The organism is Desulfovibrio sp. 86 (assembly GCF_902702915.1).
GTDB lineage: Bacteria > Desulfobacterota > Desulfovibrionia > Desulfovibrionales > Desulfovibrionaceae > Desulfovibrio.
Genome location: NZ_LR738849.1, coordinates 763,959 through 783,173, shown reverse-complemented (window position 1 = coordinate 783,173; position 19,215 = coordinate 763,959). Strand labels below are relative to the sequence as shown.

At 51.8% G+C, this 19,215-nt stretch carries 12 protein-coding genes and 2 pseudogenes; 11 read left to right on the top strand and 3 right to left on the bottom strand.

What is annotated here, in order from left to right; translation table 11 throughout:
• Position 1 precedes the first annotated feature (1 nt).
• From DESU86_RS03380 to DESU86_RS03370, 3 genes are read left to right on the top strand one after another with little or no spacing between them, the layout of a single operon-like run.
• Positions 2–1,912, top strand: coding sequence for a site-specific DNA-methyltransferase (locus tag DESU86_RS03380; RefSeq protein WP_179979754.1), 1,911 nt, complete (start codon positions 2–4; stop codon positions 1,910–1,912).
• Complete coding sequence (locus DESU86_RS03375; RefSeq protein WP_179979753.1) at positions 1,909–2,946, top strand: virulence RhuM family protein; 1,038 nt, start codon at positions 1,909–1,911, stop codon at positions 2,944–2,946. Before DESU86_RS03380 ends, DESU86_RS03375 begins: the two co-directional genes overlap by 4 nt.
• Entirely contained in the window at positions 2,943–6,047 is a 3,105-nt protein-coding gene (locus DESU86_RS03370; RefSeq protein WP_179979752.1) for a type III restriction-modification system endonuclease, read from the top strand. The genes DESU86_RS03375 and DESU86_RS03370 overlap by 4 nt, the downstream gene beginning before the upstream one ends.
• Positions 6,048–6,448: 401 nt before the next feature.
• Here the strand turns inward: DESU86_RS03370 and DESU86_RS03365 are convergent, their stop codons facing one another.
• The 3 genes from DESU86_RS03365 to DESU86_RS03355 all read right to left on the bottom strand — a co-directional run bounded on the left by DESU86_RS03365 (position 6,449) and on the right by DESU86_RS03355 (position 9,101).
• Entirely contained in the window at positions 6,449–6,724 is a 276-nt protein-coding gene (locus DESU86_RS03365; protein ID WP_179979751.1) for a type II toxin-antitoxin system Phd/YefM family antitoxin, read from the bottom strand.
• Positions 6,725–7,293: 569 nt separating this feature from the next.
• Entirely contained in the window at positions 7,294–7,584 is a 291-nt protein-coding gene (locus DESU86_RS14470; protein ID WP_232088244.1) for a hypothetical protein, read from the bottom strand.
• 572 nt (positions 7,585–8,156) lie between these two features.
• Complete coding sequence (locus tag DESU86_RS03355; protein WP_179979750.1) at positions 8,157–9,101, bottom strand: LysR substrate-binding domain-containing protein; 945 nt, start codon at positions 9,099–9,101, stop codon at positions 8,157–8,159.
• Positions 9,102–9,292: 191 nt separating this feature from the next.
• On the opposite strand from DESU86_RS03355, the gene DESU86_RS03350 reads away from it, so the two are divergent.
• The 8 genes and pseudogenes from DESU86_RS03350 (at position 9,293) to DESU86_RS03315 (ending at position 18,746) form a co-directional block, all read left to right on the top strand.
• The gene (locus DESU86_RS03350) at positions 9,293–10,372 is read left to right on the top strand and encodes an alanine racemase (protein WP_232088243.1); all 1,080 of its coding nucleotides are present in this window, start codon (positions 9,293–9,295) and stop codon (positions 10,370–10,372) included.
• A gap of 9 nt (positions 10,373–10,381) precedes the next feature.
• Positions 10,382–11,341 (top strand): ornithine cyclodeaminase family protein, encoded by a 960-nt coding sequence (locus DESU86_RS03345; protein WP_179979748.1) that lies wholly within the window; start codon positions 10,382–10,384, stop codon positions 11,339–11,341.
• Positions 11,342–11,604: 263 nt separating this feature from the next.
• Positions 11,605–12,573, top strand: a pseudogene (locus DESU86_RS03340) (IS30 family transposase).
• Positions 12,574–12,718: 145 nt separating this feature from the next.
• Entirely contained in the window at positions 12,719–13,420 is a 702-nt protein-coding gene (locus tag DESU86_RS03335) for an ERF family protein (protein WP_179979747.1), read from the top strand.
• Between the two features lie 68 nt (positions 13,421–13,488).
• Positions 13,489–14,652, top strand: a complete 1,164-nt coding sequence (locus DESU86_RS03330; protein WP_179979746.1) for a hypothetical protein — start codon at positions 13,489–13,491, stop codon at positions 14,650–14,652.
• Between the two features lie 91 nt (positions 14,653–14,743).
• Positions 14,744–15,724, top strand: a pseudogene (locus tag DESU86_RS03325) (AAA family ATPase); the annotation flags it as partial.
• A gap of 357 nt (positions 15,725–16,081) precedes the next feature.
• Positions 16,082–17,119, top strand: a complete 1,038-nt coding sequence (locus tag DESU86_RS03320) for a DUF3150 domain-containing protein (RefSeq protein WP_179979744.1) — start codon at positions 16,082–16,084, stop codon at positions 17,117–17,119.
• Between the two features lie 4 nt (positions 17,120–17,123).
• The gene (locus DESU86_RS03315) at positions 17,124–18,746 is read left to right on the top strand and encodes a cobaltochelatase CobT-related protein (protein WP_179979743.1); all 1,623 of its coding nucleotides are present in this window, start codon (positions 17,124–17,126) and stop codon (positions 18,744–18,746) included.
• The last annotated feature ends 469 nt before the right edge of the window (positions 18,747–19,215 follow it).

The following is a 19,215-nucleotide window of genomic DNA, read 5'->3' as shown; positions in this document are numbered from 1 at the left end:
CATGGATAAACTCAAAATGCACTCCCCGAACCTGACCCAAGAAAATATGTCCCGCATCCGCGAGCTTTTCCCCAATTGCGTGACCGAGGCCAGAGATGAAGATGGCAAGGTGAAGCTGGCGGTAGACTTTGACCTGCTGCGGCAAGAGTTGTCCGAATCTATCGTGGAAGGGCCGCAAGAGCGATACCGCCTTGACTGGCCGGGCAAGCGTGAAGCTCTGCTTGCCGCCAATGCGCCCATTGCCAAAACCTTGCGCCCTTGCCGTGAAGAGAGCGTGGATTTTGATACCACCAAGAATTTATATATCGAGGGCGACAACCTTGATGCTTTAAAGCTCCTTCAAGAGACCTATCTGGGCAAGGTCAAGATGATCTACATTGACCCGCCGTACAACACGGGCAATGACTTCATCTATGAAGACGACTTTGCAGAAAATACTGACGAATTCTTGCGCCGCTCCAACCAAAAAGACGAGGAAGGGAACTGGCTTGTTGCGAACACAGAAAGCAACGGACGTTTTCACTCTGATTGGTTGAGCATGATGTATCCTAGGTTGAAACTGGCTAGGAATTTGTTAAGGGAGGATGGCCTGCTATTTATTTCCATTGATGACAATGAAATTGCCAATATGGAAAAATTGTGTAGTGCTATTTTTGGGAATGAAAATTTTATAAACCACTTTGTTTGGAAAAAAAATAGCAGTGGTAAAACAGTGTCACGCGAGTTTCCTGTAAATATTGAATATATTCTAATGTTCTCAAAATCTTTAATATATAGCTTAATGAATGTTTATAAGCCGCTATCAGACTCTACTGTTGCAACTTATAACAGAGATGATAAAGATGGAAGAGGTAAATACTGTACTGTTTCATTGCAAAAAACAAAATCGCCAGGACCAGAAACGACTTATGACTATGAAGATAATACGGGTAAAATATGGTCATGCCCATCTAAAGGCTGGCGCATGATTCAGCAAAAAATAAAATCTCTAGAAAATGATGGTCGATTGTATCTTGATGGTAATACCCTGCGTGAGAAGTGCTATTGGAATGAAAGAGAAAATGAAGGGCAAATTGCAGATACCCTATGGGATGATTTGCCAGAGGGAAATATTGGTACTGGGGAAGTGAAGCGTTTATTTTCTAGTCATATTTTTGATAATCCAAAACCGATTGGATTGATTGAACGCTGCTTAAGAATATCTTCAAAAACCGAGTGCGACATCATCCTCGACTTCTTCTCCGGCTCTGCCACCACAGCTCACGCTGTTATGCAGCTCAACGCTGAAGACGGCGGCAAACGCCAATTCATCATGGTTCAGTTGCCAGAGCCGTGTGACGAAAAGTCCGAAGCCTATAAAGCGGGCTACACAACCATTGCGGAGATAGGCAAAGAGCGCATCCGCAGGGCCGGAGCCAAGATCAAGGCGGAACTTGACGCACAGCAAAACCAGAACGCCCAAGCCAGCTTGCTTGCCCCTGATACACAGCGCAATACCCCGCTGGACATCGGCTTCCGCGTCCTCAAAGTTGACTCATCCAACATGGCCGACGTGTATTACACGCCAGACACACTGAACCAGTCCATGCTGGACATGATGACCGACAACATCAAGTTGGGTCGCACACCGGAAGACTTGCTCTTCCAGGTGTTGCTGGACTGGGGCGTGGATTTGACCCTGCCCATCCGCAAGGAAACCATCCTGGGTAAAACAGTCTTCTTCGTGGATGAAAACGTCCTTGTGGCCTGCTTTGATACCGGCCTTACCGAGGAGCTGATCAAAGAACTTGCCCGCGCTAAGCCTTTGCGCGTGGTGTTCCGCGATAACGGTTTTTCTTCTGATGCCGTCAAAATCAACGCCACACAGATTTTCTGGCAGCTGTCTCCGGGTACAGAGGTCAAAGCCATATGAATGACAAGGTGCCTATGATTCCTTGTGAGAATTTGGGGGAATTGCTTTTCTTCCAGGTCGATGGGGAAGGCCCCAAACTTGAAGTGCGGCTGCATAATGAAAGCGTCTGGCTCTCCCTCTCTCAATTGGCAGAGCTGCTTCAGGTTGATAAATCGGGCATTTCCCGTCACCTTAAGAATATTTTTTCCAGCGGGGAATTGCAGCGCGATTCAGTTGTTGCAATTTTTGCAACAACTGCGGCTGACGGCAAAACCTACCAGGTGGAGTATTTCAATCTTGATGCCATCATTTCAGTGGGATACCGCGTAAATAGCTTGCGGGGAACCCAGTTTCGCATGTGGGCTACGGAGCGCTTGAAAGAGTATATCGTCAAGGGCTTCACGATGGATGATGCGCGCTTGAAAGAAGCTGGCAACAGCCGCTACTTTGAAGAGCTTCTTGCCCGCATCCGGGATATACGCAGTTCTGAAAAAATATTTTGGCGAAAAATTTTAGATATTTATGCGACAAGTGTGGACTATAACCCACAAGCATCTGAATCACAGCTATTTTTCAAGCAGGTGCAGAATAAAATGCACTGGGCCGCGCACGGTCACACCGCTGCCGAGCTGATTCACGCCAGGGTGGATGCCACAAAACCCGACATGGGGGTAACCAACTATTCGGGCAATACATTACTCCTGCGTGATGTGGAAATAGCAAAGAACTACCTGACGGAAGAAGAGCTAAATATTCTCAACCGCATTGTTACCGCCTATCTTGAAGTGGCGGAAATACAAGCTTTGAACCGGATCCCCATGACCATGCGCGACTGGATGGAGCGCTTGCATCAATTCCTGACCATGACAGGGCGGGAAGTTTTGGCACATGCTGGGCAAATCAGCCATGAAGCAGCTATGCACAAAGCTCGTGTAGAATACGAAAAGTTTTGTACTGTCAGAGCGCAGTTGCCCACAGCCGTAGAACAGCATTTTGTCGAAGCCGAAAGGCGAGTTCAGCAAAATATTCCAAGTCGGGACAGGAACAAGTCATGAAACTGAAGTTCAAGGTTCAGCCCTACCAGACCACGGCTGTGGAATCTGTAATTGATTGTTTTGCCGGGCAGGTGAACAGCGCCGGTGTGACGTACCGCGTTGATCCAGGCCGTGGAAAACAGATAGCCCCCGCTGGGTATCTGCAAACTTTGTCAGAATCCCTTGGCTTCAGGAATGCCCCTTGCCAATTGAGTGATGGGCAGGTGCTGGCCAACATTCAGGCCGTACAACGCCGCCAGAACCTGCCGCTGTCTTCTGCCCTGGTGCCCAGTGCTGGATGCAACATCAATCTTGATGTTGAAATGGAAACTGGCACCGGCAAAACCTATTGCTACATAAAAACAATTTTTGAACTGCACAAGCTCTACGGTTGGAGCAAATTCATCATTGTTGTCCCCAGCATTGCCATTCGTGAAGGCGTGCTGAAATCACTGGCCATCACTGCAGAGCACTTTACCGAAAGCTACGGAAAGAAGATTCGTTTTTTTGCTTACAATTCTCGACAACTTCACCATCTTGAGAGTTTCTCTTCTGATGCGGGCATCAACGTCATGGTCATTAACATTCAGGCGTTCAATGCTACAGGCAAGGATAACCGCCGCATTTACGACGAGTTGGACGATTTTCAATCGCGTAAGCCCATTGACGTTATAAGCAGCAATCATCCTATCCTAATTTTGGATGAACCACAGAAGATGGAAGGCAAGAAAACGCTGGAAGCCTTGAGTAAATTCAAACCGTTGATGATTTTGCGTTACTCCGCCACCCACCGTACCACGCACAACAAGATTCATCGGCTGGATGCGCTGGACGCCTATAACCTGAAGCTGGTGAAAAAGATTGCCGTGCGCGGCATTGCGGTCAAGGGGCTGGCTGGCACCAATGCCTATCTGTATCTGGAATCCATTGAAATTTCCAAAAAGGCTCCTGTGGCCCGCATTGAAATGGAAGTACGTCAAAGCGGCGGCATAAAACGCATCGTCAAGCGTCTAGAGCAAGGACGCGATCTTTTTGCGGAATCCAACGAACTGGATCAATACAAGGGCTTTGTAATTGCCCAAATCGACGCCACTACCGACACTGTAGAGTTCACCAATGGCCAGGTTTTAACGGCTGGTGACGCCACCGGCGACATCACCGAAATGACCATGCGGCGTATCCAGATCAGGGAAGCCATCAAGGCCCATTTGGATAAAGAGCAGGCTCTTTTCACGCAGGGCGTCAAAGTGCTTTCACTCTTCTTTATTGACGAGGTAGCAAAGTATCGGGATTACAGTCAGCCAGGTGAAAAAGGCGAATACGCCAGAATTTTTGAAGAAGAGTACGAAAGCCTGAAAGCTGAAATATTGGCAGCTCTGCCCGCTAATACCAATGCTTACGGTCAGTTTTTGCAGGCTATTCCTGTGGAGCGCACCCATAACGGGTATTTTTCCATCGACAAAAAGAGCAGACGCCTCGTTGACCCCAGCATCGTCAAGCGCGGTGAAGAGGCGGGCCTTTCTGATGACGTGGACGCCTATGATTTGATTTTGAAGGACAAGGAATCCCTTCTGTCTTTTCCCACCGCCGGTGACGATGCGGAAAGCCGCAAAAAGAAAGAAGTCCGCTTCATTTTTTCTCACTCCGCTTTGCGCGAAGGTTGGGATAACCCCAACGTATTTGTGATGTGTATGCTCAAGCACAGCGACAACACCATATCCCGCCGCCAGGAGGTGGGCCGTGGCTTGCGCATCAGCGTCAACCTGCACGGGGATCGCATGGATAACCCTGCAACTGTCCATGACGTGAATGTGCTGACGGTTGTTGCCAGCGAGAGCTACAAGGACTTTGTGAGCAACTTGCAGCAGGAAATCAGTGCATCGCTCTCCGAGAGACCACGAAAGGCCGACGAGGCGTACTTCACAGGAAAGATCATTGCAACAGAAAATGGCCCCGTGGAGATTACCCCGGCTATGGCCAAACAAATTTACAAGTATCTGCTCAAAAATGACTACACCGATAATGACACAGATCACGTTGCCACAGCCTACCACGAAGCAAAGACGAGCGGCACCCTGGCTCCTTTACCGACAGAACTTGCACCTCACGCGGCGCAAATTTTTGGCCTGATTGATAGCGTGTTTAGCGAGTCTGGATTGCCCACCTTTGATAATGAGCGCCGTACTAAATCAAATCCACTGAATTCCAACTTTGAGAAAAAAGAGTTTAAGGCTCTTTGGAATCGTATCAATAGAAGGGCCGTTTATCGTGTTGAGTTTGATTCCGTAGAACTTGTTCAGAACAGTATCAGCACACTGAATAAGGAATTACACGTAACACCTTTGCAATACACCATCCAAAGTGGGATGCAAGGTGACAAACTTACCGATGATAAGCTCAAAAATGGTGACGCCTTCACGTTGATCAGCTCAACAACAGAAGCCCACGCTATGTCGGTTCACTCCGCTGTGACCTATGATCTAATCGGGAAAATTGCTGAAAATACGCACCTGACACGAAAAACCATCACGAAAATTTTGTGCGGTGTCAGGCCAGATGTTTTTGACCAGTTCAAGCAAAACCCAGAGCATTTTATTGCCGAGGCTTCACGGCTTATCAACGAACAAAAAGCCACTATAATTATTGAGCGACTGAGCTATGACAGCCTTGCCGAAAGCTATGACATGGACATTTTTACGGCGGGTCAAAGTAAGCAGGACTTCAGCAAGGCTGGGGAAAAACTCAAGAACCACATTTATGACTACGCAATCACAGATTCCAAGGTCGAAAGGGAATTTGTCAAAGAGCTGGACACCAGTGCCGAAGTGGTTGTGTACGCAAAGCTTCCGCGAGGTTTTCTAATTCCTACACCTGTGGGTGACTATAACCCGGACTGGGCCATTTCCTTCAAAGAAGGTTCCGTCAAACATATATACTTCGTGGCCGAGACCAAAGGTTCCATGTCCAGTATGGAGCTGCGCGCTATTGAGAAAACAAAAATTGAGTGTGCCCAAAAGTTTTTTGCCGAGGTGAACCGCAAAATTAACCCTGAACATGTGCAGTATTCTGTTGTGGATAGCTATGAAAAATTGATGGAAGTTGTTGCTGGAAAAGATGGCTAAGCTGATTATGGGTGGGAGTAATTTCTCTCCCTGGCATTGCTATTCAGACTGCGCGGACGATTCACGTCGGTTGATAATTTCTGTGGTGGTGAGAATTTTTTACGTATTTCACAGCTGAAAATAGATAATATTTGGTAAATTTATACAATGGCCTTATAAGCTAAGCAGAATATTGCGAAACTGCAACGGTTTTATCTAGCATCGAGATTTTAGCTGATCTTAGTTTGACCTTACCCAGCGCACAATGAGGACATTTTCGATGTGCGTTTGAAACGGTAGAGCCCCGGTGGGGCATTGCCACTCTGAGGCAGGCTGTGCAGAGAGCGGATGGCCTGCTCTAACTTGCCCAGAATCGTATCTGCTTGAGCTGGCCTGCATTGGCCGCTTATAGGTGTAGGGGGTCATCGTTTACCCTTTGCGCGCAGGCCTGCGAAAACTTCCCGAGCGGGGCGTCCCTTGCCCGTCTCAAAGCTCTTGCCGGAAACGCAAAGAGCCTTGAGCATGGCCAGCGTTTCCTGCATGCGCTCATATTCATGAACGCCCATGAGCACGGCCTTGGCCTCGCCATTCTGTGTGATCACAACGGGCGGCGCAGCTTCTTCGCTGAAAGTGCGAATGATTTCTGTAAGGTGCGCCTTGACCGCACTAATTGGGCGTACTGCGGTGCTAAGTTGCATATCCGCGCTCCTTTGCCAAAAAAGTGCTGAATTTGATTCTATCGGTCAAGCTGGCTTCGCGGTACCGTGCTCTGGATTGTGCTTGCCAATCAGTGAAGGCTTGTCCTTGTTCATCAGAAAGTAGCCTGCCAGAATAGAGAGGGTCGGGGATTTCCCCGGCCCTCTCTGCTACATATCTCAATTATCCAGCTGGCTGCTATGCCTGACTCGGGAATGTGGCCGCTGCAGAATTCCACCTACGGCATACTGCATCGCGGCTGCTCAGAGCTTGTACTTCGAGCCTCGGGTAGGGTATGCAATGAAAGCGCATACATACTCACGGGTGATTTCTTCGGCATCTACCTAGGCTTTCAGGCTTGAGGGAGCTTCACACTGATCACCAACGGATTGTGGAGTGCCTCCGGCCTCTGCGCGAAAGTGATCGGGATACGCTTTCGAGTGGATGGATCACTTCGGAGGTTAGGGCCTTGGCTGAATATGAACCCAACCCACTGTTTGGCTTGAGATTGTCGACGCTAGTAGCGGTGGGGGGGATTGAACAGCGCTTTTAACCTGCAACGAACTTGATCTCATGCAACCAGTGCACTTGCATAAGGATAGAGGGGAACAAAGATGAGCATTTTCAAAAGACGCATCTCCACTGCAGGGTTAAAGGCTCTCCATGCAATGGCGAACGATGCCGGTGAAAACTGGTGGAAAGATTTACTTTCACTCTGGCGTCCCAGCGGCCAGCCCTGCGGAAAGGATGGCCTTCGCCTAGCCCAGCCGACGCGGAGGTAGTTCCACAACTCGGGCAAGCTTTCCTTCAGGGCCGAGACCTTGGCCACCGTCAGGTTCGTGTCCTTTAGGGCTTCTAACATTGGTTGGTGTTTGTCCGGTGGTTCTCCTCCCAGAATAGCCAGATGTACTTGGTGCCGAGGCGCTCGTCTTCTTGGCGGAGCAGCTCTTGATGTTTCTACCGGCGGACCGTGTCTACCGTCTGAGCCACATGCTGCATGATAATTACCAAACGCTCCATGAGCAAGGTGAAGCGTCCTTTGGTCTCAGCCAAGGCACTTTGACCTGAAGCACACCGTGCTCAGGACACTCCACCGTGAAACCCGGGCACGGAGAAAGGTCTTGAACTGGCAGGTGTCGAGATGACGCTAAATCCGGGGCGTTGCATGATCCCGGCAAGCCAGCTCGCGTCCACAGGTCGGACCTCGCCATCGGACACCGGCAGCATGATAAACATGGTCATCCACCTGGCCTACGGTTGTGTCCAACTCTACATCAGGGGGCGTTCAGCCCCAGAACCCGCGAATACAGATCCGTGTCCTTCATGATCACTCTCCGGGGCTGACCATGCTGGTCACCTACCCACGGAAAACTTGGAAGAACCCTTTTTTAACGCATAATTGGCGGCTCTGCCCCACAGACCTATCAGGGTAATCTATTTCAAAAGATCCTGAACACTTGCTGTGTGTTCCCATGCCGCACGCCACGGTGCGGGATTGAGCGCTTGCCTCAATTCCTCCAGAAAAAAACGCGTACGCGCCGCCCGCTGGTGGCGGGGCCCAAGCAGGGCAATAACAGGAGCATCGGGAGAAACCCAGTCTGGCATTAGGTGAACAAGATTCCCCGTGGCAAGGGCGTCAGCCACATCCCACTCTGACCGCAAAACGATCCCCAGACCAGAAAGAGCCCACGCCAGAATCACATCGCCGTCATTACATGACATTCCCTCAGCAATACGCATAGCCAGATTGTTGTTGCCGGGCCCGCAGAAGCGCCACATGGTAACGTCTTCGTCGTTTTCTCGCAGAATAAGACAATTGTGTTTCACCAGATCCCTGGGCGTTTCTGGCGTGCCATGTTGCTGCACATAACCGGGCGAGGCACACAACAAACGCTTGTTGGGTGCGAGCGTTACCAGTTGAAACGGGTGCGTGGGCATTTCACCAATATGAACTATCAAATCCCAGTAATCCGACCTCAGATGCACCGGGTTGTCTGACAGATTCAGGGTGATTGTAACTTGTGGATGCAGTTTACTAAAGGCTTCTACCACTGGTGCGAGATACCTGCGCCCAAATCCTGTGGGCCCTGCAATATGCAACTGGCCGGAGACAACGCCTTTTCTTTCTCGCAACAACTCAGATACGCTATCTATATCTCGCAAAATACGCTTTGAAGCATCCACCAGAAGTTCACCTTCGTCGGTGAATATGATTTCTCCTGTACCCCTATCTACCAGATGTACGCCAGTACGGGCTTCCAAAGCCCTCAGCCGCTGTGTAACAGCGGGTGGAGTAACATTCAGAAGCCTGGCAGCGGCAGCCAGAGATGAAGATCTGCTGAGAGCCGAAAGAAAGATCATATCATCTGATGTGAACATTAAGAACCACTTAATATGGGATTTACCATTTGTAAATTGAATTTTTACTTTTGGTATCCTACTAATATAGTATCAGAATAAAAGAGGTTACCATGCATACCAATTACACGACACCGCAGGCAACTACCCGGGCTGAAACCGATTTTGTTTCCGATCTTGATACCCCTTGTCTGCTTCTTGATGTATCGAAAATGAACTGTAATATAATACGGTTGCACACTCGACTTGCCGCAAAGACCGTTGCATTTCGCCCCCATCTGAAAACAGCCAAGTCCATTGAAATCGCCCGCCGCATGGTAACCGGAGCCCACGGCCCAGCAACGGTGTCTACGCTCAACGAGGCAGAGGCTTTTGCAAGAGCCGGCATTACAGACATAACGTATGCTGTTGGTATTTCACCGCAAAAGATTGTGCGCGTTCAGGCATTGTTGCGGCAGGGCGTCAACCTGACCGTGCTGCTCGACAGTGTGGAGCAGGCCGAGGCTGTTGCCGCTGCCTCGCGACAGGATGTTACGATTCCGGCGCTGATTGAACTTGATTGCGACGGCCACAGATCGGGCGTGCATTGTGACGACCATGAAAAACTGCTTGCCATTGCCCAAACATTGCATGCTTCTGGCAACCTGCGTGGCGTGCTGACCCATGCGGGCGAAAGTTACACAGCCATCAACCGCGAGGCGCTTGTAGCTGCTGCGGAAAACGAGCGGGCAAGCGCAGTAAGAGCCGCAGAAATTTTGCGTCACGCTGGGCACGGTTGCCCTGTGGTGAGCATTGGTTCCACCCCCACTGCACTGTTTGCCGAGAACTATGACGGAATCACCGAGGTTCGCGCAGGCGTGTTTGCCTTTTTTGATCTTGTTCAGGCCGGGCTTGGTGTGTGCTCGCCACAGGACATCGCCGTTTCAGTTCTGGCCACTGTTATCGGGCATCAGCATGAAAAAGGCTGGACTATCATAGACGCCGGATGGGCAGCGCTATCTTCTGACCGGGGAACCGAATCGCAGAGCGTTGACCAGGGGTACGGGCTGGTCTGTGATCTTGAAGGTAACATTATGCACGGCCTTTTTGTGGCCAATGCCAATCAGGAACACGGCATCATTGCCCGCCGGGCAGATTTTCAGGCAAGCATACCCGACCTGCCCTATGGCACAAAAGTGCGCATTCTTCCCATCCATGCCTGTGCCACGGTTGAGCAGCACGCCCTCTACAATGTCATCGGCGCAGATAAACAGAAAATCGCGGCCAAGTGGACGCGCCTGAAGGGTTGGTAGGGGGTACGTATGCTTTATGTATCTGAAGAAACAGCAAAATCTGTTGTAACAATGGCCGACGCCATAGAAACAATAGAAGGGGTATTCTGCGAGATTGGCCGGGGTGCGGCCAAGGTGTTTCCTGTGGTCATGGGGCACGGCCCCAAACAGGGTACGTCCTTCAGCATGAAAAGCGGATTACTGACCAACCGTGGCGTGCTGGGCCTTAAGGTAGGTAGCTACTGGCCAGAAAACCGCAAGCAAGGGCATAATGCCCATGCATCCACTACCTTGCTGCTTGATCCGGAAACCGGATACGCCAAGGCGCTGGTGGGGGCCTCGCACATGACAGCCCTGCGCACTGCCGCAGCCGATGCCGTTGCTGTTCGTCATCTTTCACGGCCCGACTGCGCAACCCTTGCGATTTTTGGTGCCGGACACCAGGCATGGTACGAGCTTTTGGCCATTTGCGAAGTCAGAAAGATCAGGCAGGTTTTTGTAACAAACAGATCAAAAGAGGCCGCAGCCGCATTTGCCAGACGGATTCGCGAAGAACTCTCGCTTGAGGCAAATGCCGTGGATGCCCCTGACGCGGTACAGCAAGCAGATATCATCGTTACCGTCACTGCTGCCCGCGAGCCCCTGTTTTCCGCAGATATGGTGCGTGCAGGAACCCATGTTTCTGCAATGGGAGCCGACGGTGAGGGCAAACAGGAACTCGATCCGGCTTTGTTTGCAAGGGCCAATCTGTTCGCCGACGTAGTGGAACAGTCAATAACCGTAGGTGAATACGAAAAAGCATTCAAAACAGGTCTTGTAAACAAAGAGCGCATTACACCGCTTGGGGCGGTGCTCAATGGGCGGGCCGGACGAACAAACGGCAAGCAGATTACAGTTTTCGACAGCTCAGGCATGGCCCTTCAAGATGTTGCCATCTGTGCACTGGCTCTCGAAAAAGCACATAACAGGGGCATGGCAAAAGAAATTTAGCTGCATTTTGAAATATGGATACAATTTTAGCCATATTGAAAACACACGACGGATAAGGAGGGAGAAATGCTTAAGTCATGAAAGTTAGAAATTTCTTTGAAATGACTGGCTGAGCTGTTTCAGCAGGATGAAATCGATATGCTGCGGGCCGGTTATTATAAAAGGCGGATTCAACTTGCAAGTGCAACACCCTCAAAGTTGAATGAAAAGGCAAGGTGGTATAGCCCTTTAGCCTCTCCATCCAACCAAAGATTGAGGGGCGTATGGGCTATGCACACCTTGCCAGGGAAGAACGGTACTACATCTGCCAGGCAGTGAAAAGTGGAACGTCACTGAGGGCCATAGCCAAAGCGATAGGCCGTAGCGTCTCAACTGTAAGCCGCGAACTTGCGCGAAATACCGGGGCGCGTGGCTACCGCTACAGGCAGGCACACAAGCGCAGTCAGAAAAGGCAGACCAGTAAAGGGAAGAAGCGCATTGGCCTTGAGGTATGGACGTATGTTGAACAGTGTCTGCACCAGGACTTCAGTCCGGAGCAAATCTCTGGAGTTCTCAAACGCAAAGGTTTTGCCCTCAGTCATGAATGGATTTACCAGTACATTCTGGCGGACAAAAAACGAGGAGGAACGCTGCACAGCCATTTGCGCTGCCAGCGCAAACGCAAACGACGATATGGCAAACCCGACAGACGAGGTCAAATCAAGGGGCGTATCAGCATAGACATACGCCCGTCCATTGTTGCCGAGCGCTCACGCCTTGGTGATTGGGAGGCTGATACCGTTGAAGGCAGTAAAGGAGGCCCCGTTTTGGTGACACTTGCAGAGCGTAAAAGTCGTCTTTTCCTGTTTGGCAAGGCTCCCAACAAAAGCGCCAGCGAAGTAAGGCGGGTCATTGAAGGACTCTTGACACCCATTAAGGACTTTGTTTAGACTATTACCTATGATAACGGCAAGGAGTTCAGCTACCATGCCGATGTGTCAGCTACACTCGAGGCTCAGGGATTTTTTGCGCACCCCTACCATTCGTGGGAGCGTGGCTTGAACGAGAACTCCAATGGCCTTCTACGCCAATACTTCCCCAAGGGGGTAAGCTTGGCATCGGTCACGCAAGATGAGATCATAGCGGCAATGTGCCGCTTGAACTGGCGGCCTAGAAAATGCCTTGGGTTTAAGACACCCTATGAAGTTTTTTTAGAAGACGCCAATACCCAAGGACTGGGTGTTGCACTTTGAACTTGAAACCGCGAAAACAGAGTTATTCATTAAATTTGAAAAATATATTACTTTCTCAAGAAGATAGGAATTACGCTTCAAAACACCCAAAAAGCCCTGTCCAGCACTAAGCTGGGCGGGGCTTTGCCATTTTTAAGGGGCAAACATGCACGAATACCAATCAGAAAACATTACCGATTTGGCTAAGGCCCTGCTCTGCGTACAACGAACCGTTCAACCTGCTACAAAAGACGCTGAAAATCCCTTCACCAAAAGCTGGTACGCCAGCCTCAACAGCGTCATGGACGCCTGCCGTGATGCGCTCATCGAAAATGGCATCTGGCTGTGCCAGTATCCTGTGCCTGTGGAACAGCCCAACTCCTTAGGGCTGGTTACCAAGCTGACACATGCAGAGTCTGGCCAGTGGCAAAGCTCTCTTGCTGTGGTTCCTTTGCCCAAGGCCGACCCGCAGGGCATGGGATCGGCAATTACTTATGCTCGCCGCTACGCGTTAACCGCCATGTTGGGCATGGTAACCGAAGATGACGATGGCGAAGGGGCTAAAAATGGCAAAAAATCGTCTACACGGCCTAAATTGCCCACAATCGCCTCTGAATCGCAAAAAGTCCGACAACGCGACCCATCCATCACGAACAGTATTTCAACCCCTTCAAATCGCCCGTCAGCCAGCCTTGAAAGCCTTCCACCGCTTGAAGGTGTCACCTACCAGCAGGTTACCGCTCAGGACGGACGACCGTGCATCATTGCCACCGGCAACACGCAGGCCAAAAAGGAATTACTGACTGGTTCGGGCTTCCGCTGGAATCCGCAGAGAAAATTGTGGTGGAAGTATGTTGATGCCGCATAGCAAAAATAAAAATATCGAGTGAGAGGGCTGCCTGATGGCGGCCCTTTCACGTTTATGGAGGCTAAACCATGGAACAGAAGGACCGCACGGAAGGATTACGGGCGTTAATCAGGCAGGGCCTGCAAGCCGTGGCCCACAAAGACACACTTGCCCATTTGGGCGACCGCTCCAGCTACATTGGTATGAGCGACATCGGTCAGCACTGGGAATGTCCACGGGCTGCACTGGCCAGAAAGGTGCTGCCCACTACAAACAGTCTGGAGCGCCTGCTCACACTTCAGCGCGGGCACTGGTTCGAGTCCGGGGTTGGGCAAGCTCTGGCATCACTGGGTCTGTATATGCTGCCCCAGCTTGAAATCAACTGGCAGCATCAGGGCGTGCCCATTAAAGCCCATCTTGATTTTGTGCTGGTCTGGGGCGCGCCCGTCAATGCCATACGCATTCTGGAAGTTAAAAGCACTGACAAACTACCTGCTTCGCCTCACGATTCCCACCTGCTGCAACTGCACGGGCAAATCGGTCTTCTGGCAAAAGCATGGAGCAAACCCGTCTTCAGCCTCCGTGCTGAGGACGGTACGCTTCTGCATGACAAAGTGACCTTCCCTCAACTTTGCCGTGCCCAACTTGGCCTTAACTTGCCCGCAACGGCTGCCGAGGCAAGCGTGGAGGCATGGTTGCTCTGCCTTTCCATGAAAGAGGTTAAAGCGTTCGGCCCATATGGCTTCAATCAGGCCATGCTGGATACGGCCCTTGACCATGCGGCGCAACTTTGGGGTGAGCTAACGGCATTTCGCGCTGGGCACATAACCTTGGAACAGGTGGATTGCGCTCAGGGCTTTTACCCATTGTGCTCGTACTGCGAGCACAACAGCGCCTGCCCCAAATTCCCACAGGGCGTGCAAATGCCGCAATGGGAACCGACGCTTGAAAAACTGGCTGCCCTTAAGGATCAGCGCACGTTTTTAGATAATGAAATCAAAGAAATGGAGACTGTGCTTAAGCTGGTCCACCGTCAGGCTGGCACACGGGATTGGGTAGACACGGGAAACTACCGCTTCCGTATGTCAGTGGCAGCAGGGCGTACCACGTTGGACAAGGATGCTCTGCGGGAGGAGTTGACCGAGATTCTTAACGCTGAGCACATGGGCGGCATAGACGTGGATACCTTGCTGGCCCGTTGCGAGCGCACCGGCTCACCTTTCGAAAAATTGAGCATTTCGCCCATAAACTAAAAAATAGGGCGCTCATGACCATCCCCTCACTTTTATCCCGTTCGCCAAAACCGCCCCACCCTGGGGCAGTTTTCGTTTTAAGGAGCCAGGCATGAATAATATCAACGACCTTTGTAAGCTGCAGCCCACGGATCTTGATGCCGGTCAGGTCTTCAGCGGCAAACCATCCGGCACCACTGTCAGAGGCTACGCCGTCCCTTCGGCCTACACCCCGGCTATTGACCACGAATATATCTTCCATGAGTCCAGCCGCGATGTTGTGGTCTGGTTTCTCAACCCCCAGGAACCACTGTACGTCTTCGGCCCCACAGGCTGTGGTAAAACGACTTGCATCAAGCAGCTGGCTGCCAGACTTAACTATCCCGTCTTTGAGGTCACCGGACACGGACGTCTGGAGTTTGCCGACATGGTTGGTCACCTGACCGTTAAGGGTGGTAACATGGCCTTTGAGTACGGCCCACTGGCGCTTGCCATGCGTTACGGCGCACTTTTGCTGCTGAATGAGATTGACCTGACCTCGCCAGAGATTGCAGCTGGGCTGAATAGCGTATTGGACGGCTCCCCCCTGTGCATAGCGGAAAACGGCGGCGAGCTGATTGCGCCACACCCCATGTTCCGTCTGGTTGCCACGGCCAACACCAATGGCGGCGGCGATGACACCGGCCTCTATCAGGGCACCCAGCGGCAGAACCTTGCCTGGTTGGACCGCTTTACTATCTGCGAAGTGGGCTACCCACCTGCCGATGTGGAAAAAAGCCTGCTTGCCCGGCGCTTCCCATCGCTGCCCGAATCGCTGTGCGCCACCATGGTGGACTATGCCAATGAGGTTCGCAAGCTGTTCATGGGCGAGGCTTCCACCGGCAATCTGACCAACACCATTGAAGTCACCTTCTCCACGCGCAGCCTGCTGCGCTGGGGCGATCTGACCGTGCGGTTCCAACCTCTGGCCCACCAGGGCATACAGCCTGTCACCTATGCCCTTGACCGGGCATTGGCCTATCGCGCCAGCCGCGAAACCCGCGCCATGTTGCACGAACTGGCTCAGCGCATGTTCCCGCAACATATGGAAACTGAAGCCCCCAAAACAGAAACGGCTGGCCCTGAAAATCTGCAAGGAGATCAGGCCCTACGGTTCATGCGCGGCCAGCTGCACCACACAACTGCGGTAGCTAACCCCCGCGTCCATCTGGAGGTAGTTCATACCCTTTCCGGCAAGAACCAGAACGGTAAATTCTGGATCGGCGAGGCCCGCCCCGAAGGCCTCATGCTCCATTGGGGTAAGCCGAATACTGTTGGGCAACAACACGTTATTCCCGCTGAAAATTGTGCGGGCAACAATTCCGTCCTGGAGCTTGAAGCCCGTGCAGCCAAAAAGCTCACCAAAGGTTACGTCTTAAACACCACAAAAAGCTCATTTTAGGAGACGGTTATGACACCAATTGTTTCTGACATTCGTATTCTGGACAATTTGCTGGCCCTCAACCTCAATGTCAGCCTGTGGTCAGCCCGGCGCAAGATGAGCCAGGAAGACCTGGGTGGGGCGGAATTGCCCCCCGAAGATTTGGCTTCGCTGGGTTCCAAGCGCATTGCCGACCCGGAAAACCTCAAGGTGTTCGGCACGCTCAAGGCCCGCGCCTTCAACTATCTGGACCGACACGGCGTGCGCTTCATGTCCGGCTGGGCCATCCCTGAAGAAAAAGCCGGTGAAATCGTGCAGGAGCTTTGCAGCATCCGCAACGACTTTCAGAGAGAAAAAGAAGCCTTTCTGGCTGGTTACGACCAGAATGTACAGGCCTGGATTGAGAAGCACCACCACTGGGGCGCAATTATCCGCAATTCCATCGTGGGGCCGGACTATGTGCGCGCCCGCATGGATTTTCGCTGGCAGCTGTACAGGGTGGCTCCGCTGGAGCAGCACTCGGACAATACCGCTGTGCTGGAAGCAGGGCTGGCAGAAGAAGTGCAGGCCCTCGGCGGCACGCTCTTTGGCGAAGTGGCCAAGTCTGCCGAAGACATCTGGCGCAGGGTGTACCACGGCAAGACGGAAGTAACCCACAAAGCCCTTTCGCCCCTGCGGACCTTGCACGCCAAGCTCACGAGTCTGTCCTTCGTAGAGCCGCATGTGGCCCCGGTGGCTGACATCGTGCAGGCTGCACTGTTGCGCATGCCCAAGAAGGGCAACATCACCGGTACAGACCTGCTGCTGTTGCAGGGGCTGGTCTGCCTGCTCAAGGACAGTACTGCCCTTGTAGGCCACGCTCAGAAGGTCATTGAGGGCTATGGCCCGGCCTTTGTGCTGGATGCTCTGCTGGCTGGTCCAGCGTGCGTATCCGAGCCGGATGATCCTGCTGGACGGGTGGACAGCACCGTGGATGGAGAAATGGACGATGAACCCATCCTGCCTGAGATTCCCGTGGTTGACAGCCCGTTGCCTCATCCTGCCATCCCCAGCCTGGGCCTGTGGTGACTCCATGATTCGAACAAAAGATGTACTCAACTGCCTGCCCCTTGTGGCATCCATCCTGGGTGACCGCTACGGGGTGCAGGTACGTATTGGCGGCAAGGAGGCCTGCACCAACGGTAAGGTTATCCACTTGCCTTCATTGCCCATGGATTGTGAGCCGGAATTGCTGGCGCTCGCCAAGGGGTTCACAGACCATGAGGCTGCCCATATACGGCACACAGATTTTGGCGTGCTGAAAGCTGCAAACCTTGATCCAATGACCTTCAATTTGTTCAACTGTCTTGAAGATTGGCGTGTTGAAAAAATGCTGTCAGGCATTTTCCCTGGCTGTAGGAGAAACCTGAACTGGCTGATACGACGATTCTTTGTAGCGCAAGCACAGCCAAGGGCCGGGGATGATTCCCCGGCCCTTGCTGTTTTGGACTATGTGCTGTTGACCGTGCGAGCCTGGGATGTGGATGAGGTGACCCCGGCACGGCAACACGCGGCAAGCATCGTGGAGCAGCACTTCCCCAGCTTGATAGAGGTTCTGGATGCCATCTTGGTCAAGGTTTACATCCATTGCCCGGATACTGCGGCAGCAGTCGAGTATGCTCGACAAATTGCCATATGTATCAGGCAGTGGGAACCACCTCAGTCAACTGCAACCAGCGAAGGCACGAATAAAAATGGTCAGGGAGCCACACCAAGGGCGATAGGGGAAGCCAACGATTCTGCCACACAAATCAACCAGCAATCTGAACCGGTCCAACTGTCTAGTGCTTTACCGCTTAAGGCCTTGTTTCATGCAGAGGCGCAGGATCTCCCCAAGCAACTCGGCGAAATCATGTCGATTGAGCTTGCCAATAGCAGCGCAGAATCCGCTGGTGACGCACTGACCGTGGCCGTGGAAGGCTCCCGACATGCAGCCCCCTTGCCAGCAGAGCAGAAGCTGCAAGCCCTTCAGGCCAGCGTTGCCCTGCGCACTCGCCTTCAGGGATTTCTACAGGCGCAAACCCAGAGGCGTTGCAGCATCGGGCGTAGAGGAACACTGCATGCCAATTTGCTACACCGTCTGCAGGTTGGTAATGATCGGGTTTTCCAAAAAGAATCTGAGCAGCAAGGGCTAAACACCGCTGTCCATGTCCTGCTGGACGTAAGCGGCAGCATGGCTGGCGCACCGATTAATCTTGCCAATCGGGCCTGCTATGCAGTGGTAACTGCCCTGAGTCGTATCCGTGGCGTGAATCCAGCAGTTACGGCTTTCCCCGCTACTGCGGTCACAAACTCTGTATTCCCCATCATGCGGCATGGGCAATCGGTGCCAGATTTGTTCGACATTCGGGCTTCTGACGGCACACCCTTGGCTGGGGCCTTGTGGTGGGTTTTGCAAAGCATGCTGCCCCTCAAGGAGCAACGCAAGATGATTCTGGTTATCACTGACGGCATGCCGGACAACCCATTGGCTGCAAACAATGCCATAGGGGTGGCCCAACAACTTGGCTTTGAAGTCTATGGCCTTGGCATTCGGGATGAACACATCACGCATCTGCTGCCGCACACCAGCAGGGTGGTCAACGATCTGCCCGACCTGGTGCCTGCCATGTTTACCCTGCTGCAGGTCGCCTTGCTCAAAGGCGGTGCTGTATGATGGTTCCCCTTGATTTCAGCCCTTGGTACCGAACGGGAATATTTCGGTTCTTCTTACTTAACAAAAAGCGGCGCATCCAGCGCTGCTAAATGAAGGGAGGGTAAATGAATTACCTGAACTGGATACCTGTTGTTATCGCTGTACTTCAGGCCATAAAAGATAACTGGGATGATTAATTCGTACTGCGGCTGAATAGGTAGGGGGTAGGAGAATTCCTACCCCCTGTAATCATGTTATTGGAAAAGAGAACAATAGAACAGAGACTATTTCCGATTGATGATTGTTAGTTGTTGCGCAATGTGCATTTCAAAATGTGCAATATCTGTAAATTTTAAGACGATATAAAGAGCTATTGATTGTTACAGTGTTAGCGTTCAAGGCACTATTTATTCAATATTGCATTCAGTAGAATTGAAATCACACATCAAGATTATTGTTACATGGATTTTATAAATAATATTTTTTCATA